This window comes from Bradyrhizobium sp. (assembly GCF_004799445.1).
Taxonomy (GTDB): domain Bacteria; phylum Pseudomonadota; class Alphaproteobacteria; order Rhizobiales; family Xanthobacteraceae; genus Bradyrhizobium.
Genome location: NZ_SSNA01000196.1, coordinates 1 through 3,644 on the forward strand (window position 1 = coordinate 1; position 3,644 = coordinate 3,644).

Annotated in this window: 5 protein-coding genes; 3 read left to right on the forward strand and 2 right to left on the reverse strand. The window is 56.8% G+C overall.

Annotated elements, in window-relative coordinates:
• The coding region (locus E8A46_RS24630; RefSeq protein ID WP_291566783.1) for a hypothetical protein at window positions 1-247 on the reverse strand (247 nt) is incomplete at its 3' end.
• Between the two features lie 110 nt (window positions 248-357).
• Here E8A46_RS24630 and E8A46_RS30500 point away from each other — a divergent pair.
• From E8A46_RS30500 to E8A46_RS24640, 3 genes are all read left to right on the forward strand, one after another.
• A complete protein-coding gene (locus E8A46_RS30500) occupies window positions 358-435 on the forward strand; it encodes a DUF2934 domain-containing protein (RefSeq protein WP_363252490.1) in 78 nt (25 codons plus the stop codon).
• A 579-nt stretch (window positions 436-1,014) separates the two neighbouring features.
• Entirely contained in the window at window positions 1,015-1,515 is a 501-nt protein-coding gene (locus E8A46_RS24635; protein WP_291566784.1) for a hypothetical protein, read from the forward strand.
• Between the two features lie 26 nt (window positions 1,516-1,541).
• On the forward strand, window positions 1,542-1,751 hold the full coding sequence (locus tag E8A46_RS24640; RefSeq protein ID WP_291566786.1) for a hypothetical protein: 210 nt from the start codon (window positions 1,542-1,544) through the stop codon (window positions 1,749-1,751).
• Between the two features lie 42 nt (window positions 1,752-1,793).
• Here E8A46_RS24640 and E8A46_RS24645 read toward each other — a convergent pair.
• Window positions 1,794-3,644, reverse strand: a 1,851-nt coding sequence (locus tag E8A46_RS24645; RefSeq protein WP_291566787.1) for an ATP-binding protein, incomplete at its 5' end; no start/stop codon positions are given.

A 3,644-nucleotide genomic window follows, 5' to 3' on the forward strand; every position in this document is an offset into this window, starting at 1 on the left:
TGGCTACTTTATCTGAGGGTAATTCCACCAACGTCCTGGTCTTTTTCGCAGCGTCGTACACCTTGACCTGGAGCATGGGATAATTGGTTTTGAGGTCCAGTGCACTTTTATGAGCCGCCTCCTGCGTCGGGAATACGGTCTTCATCCGGCCATCAACTTCCAGGCCAAAGCCCTCAGTCATTACGAGGTCGGCGCGTGTGATGTTCCTGGGTTGCGGTTCGTCGGGTATCGTCAGAGGCTTTTTCATGGCACCTCCTAGGTTCTTTCCTATCTAATCACTGCCCTCCTCAAAAGAAGAGCCTCGCCCTTTCTCCCCCACAAGCCCCCAGGGCAGGCTGTGCTTGGAGGAAGCGCACAATGGATAAGCCAACAGAAGATCAGATCCGACAACGTGCTCACGAACTCTGGGAACAGAGCCACCGGAAGGGGCGATGAGTTCTGGAACCAAGCCGAACGGGAGTTGCAGGAAGCGGAGGAATCGCGGAAACTCCGCAAAAGAAATCCCCGACGACATTTAGAGAACAATAAAAAGGTGGCCAGTTCGGCCGCCTTTTTGCAATAATTAAAGGTGACGTGCCTGTCTCGAATTCTTGCTTCGCAAATATACGCATCTGGTTCTGGGTGGCATCTGGTTGCTGGCATATGGGCGGCATGCGTTGCTGACGCCGTCGTTCAATTCACTAATACGATTTGCAATGCGTTTCTTTGCGGCTTGCCGGAATTCACCAGCGGCAGCGAGACGCCGAGATTGTCGAACATCAGATCGACGTCACCTGCGAGCAAGCCCTGTATTCGAAATCAACCGCGATAAACTCATGTCAATCCCGGCATTTGCGTGGGCCTATGGATATTGGCGATATGTGATGGACTGGGTTGAAGGTATGGAAGCTTGGCAGGCGGCCCGCCGTTGGAGTAGGAAGACAATGCAGCGCCTTCGCAGTATTAGCTGGCAGCGGACGGCATCTCGAAAGTCTCGTGGTCTTCTGCCATCGCGTTCGTAAGCAGCAATGCCGAGTGACCGCGCACAAGTCGCCGTTAATGCGAGAGGACTGGTATTACGCCGTTTATAAACGACCGACCGTCAGAAGCACGGCGTCCCAAGTTATGACTGCAAAAAAAGCCGCACGATGCAAAAAAAGCCGCACGGGCGTTACACCGAACGGCTTTTTTATGCGGCTGCCGGGTTCCGGTTCCGCCGCTGCATTACATAACCTATCAGAACGCAAATGGTTGCATTCCCGGCGTGAAGCGGCTGGCGAACGTAACGAGCAAAAGCTGACCGCAGTGTTCCGACTCACCATCACGATTAGCCGTCTTCTTTTCAGCAGTCCTTCAGTGCGGTTGGGACCCCATCAGTGCGGCTGGACCCATGCTTTTTCAGAAGGTCAGCGAACACTTATTCTGCAGGGCGGCTTCGTTCCACCTGTCTGGAATTTTAATTTTCTCCCGTACACGTCTTTGGGATTGATTCATCGAAACAAGTTTGCCGTTTTCGACTTGGTCCAATGTTGTTAAATTCAAATAATTAAACTGGATTAGTCATGTCGAACCGTGTCAACGTCGAAATCGACAGCATCCACAGCCGTGCTATCTGCAAGGAGATCGGAGAAAGGCTGGGCATTTCCCTGTCGCGGGAATCGCCGGAACTGCCCCCACGCATGCGAACGCAACTGGATCAGCTACGAAAACTGGAAGCATCCGGCTCGCCGTCGATTGTCCCTTCAATCTTTGGTTTTGGCGACAAACAGTAAGTTGCGTCGCAGAACGGATTGGTTTTCGGTTTGAGTGACGGGCTAATTGAAAATGGTCTCGACACCATCCAGGTAGTTGAACAATTCGCCCACCCACTTGCGCGACTCGTCGGTGTCGGCGCTCTCGGCCGCCTGCTGAAGGGCGGCACCGATGTCAGTGATCGCCTGGAATCCATAGGCGCCCCCGGAGCCCCTCATCTGGTGCCCCAGAATCGTCACGGTCTCAAAGTCAACCCGATCCAAAGCGTCCAGCATCATGATGGCATTCTGCCTGCAGTTCTGCAGATACGCGGGGATCCGGTTTGCGGATTTGGATTTTACACGCAAATGGATCAAGTCCATCCCGCTGCTTTCTTCTTTTGATGATGACGGAGCAACGATGGAATGCTCCCTGATCGCTTGCAGCAGCACCTCTTGCTTGATTGGTTTCGTCAAAAACGCCGTGCACCCCGCCGCCAGGCACATTTCCCGATCGCCCTTCAAGGCGGAGGCCGTCAATGCAATGATCGGCGTCGGCGGCCGGCCGTTCGCCTGTTCCCAGGCACGAATCGCCCGCGTCGCGGTCAAGCCATCCATGACAGGCATTTGCCGGTCCATCAGGACCAGATCGTAATCTCCGGTGGTAAACTTTTCACAGGCGATGGCCCCAGTCTCGGCGATTTCGACCCGGTACGGCGTGTCCTCTAGATAGGCAATCGTGATTATGCAGTTGTCGGGAGAGTCCTCCGCCAGAAGAATTCGTAACGCCGGCAGCGGCAGATCAGGATCCGTGCCGACCGGCGCGACCGCAGGCCGATTGGCCTCCGCCCAGATCTCAAGTGGCACGGCGAAAGCAAACACGCTGCCCTCCCCGACTTCGCTTTCGACCCAGATGCGCCCGCCCATCAGTTCCACCAGGCGCTTCGAAATCGTCAGCCCCAGCCCCGAGCCCCCGAACCTGCGCGTAGTGGATGAGTCGGCCTGTGTGAAGCGTTCAAACACCGGGCCCAATTTCTCGCCCGAAATGCCGATGCCGGTGTCCGAGACCGTGAACCGCAATGCAGTCAGGACGGAGGAGTCCGCATCCAGCGCGACTCGCAGGGACACTTCACCGGATTGCGTGAACTTGATCGCGTTGCCCAGCAAATTGAGCAGCACCTGCCGCAGCCGTGTCGGGTCGCCGACCAGGTCGGTGGGCACGTTCGGCGCGATCTTGCACACCAGGGCCAGCCCTTTTTCATGGGCCCGAGCCGCCACCATCTCCATCACTTTCTCCAGGTGGTCGTTCAACGAGAAGCCCGTCCGCTCCAGCTCGAGCTGCGAGGCTTCGACCTTGGAGAGATCGAGGATGTCGTTGATGAGATTGAGCAGGTTGTCGCCGGCGCGGCGGAAGATCTGCACATACTTGTCTTGCTCCGGCGAGAGAGCGGTCTTCGCCAGCAGATCCGCGATGCCCATGATCGCATTCATCGGCGTTCGGATCTCATGACTCATGCTCGCCAGAAAATCCGACTTCGTCTGGCTTGCGCTCTCAGCAGTGGCCTTGGCCTGCTGCAATTCCGCCTCCACCCGCTTGCGCTCCGTGACGTCGCGCGCCGCGGCGAAGACGCCCTGCAGCGTACGGTTTCGGTCGTAAAAGGTGGTCGCGTTGTAGGACACCACGGTCTGCTTGCCGTCGCGGGCACGCGCCGTCAGCTCGTAGTCGGTGACCGACTTTTCACTCAGCACGAGCTCGATCGCCGCTTCGGCCCGCTCTGGATCGGTGAAGTAGTCCTTAAACGGTGCGCCGATCAGCTCGTCACGCGTGCAATCGGTGAGCGCCTCCATCTGCTTGTTGACGTCGGTAATGATACCGGAGGGATCGGTGGTCATGATCGCGTCGATGTTGGATTCGATCAGCGAGCGGGTGTAGAA

Excerpts from the sequence above, each read along its gene's own strand:
- E8A46_RS24640 (WP_291566786.1), top strand. The coding sequence starts at position 1,542 with ATGTCGAACCGTGTCAACGTCGAAATCGACAGCATCCACAGCCGTGCT.
- E8A46_RS30500 (WP_363252490.1), top strand. The coding sequence starts at position 358 with ATGGATAAGCCAACAGAAGATCAGATCCGACAACGTGCTCACGAACTC.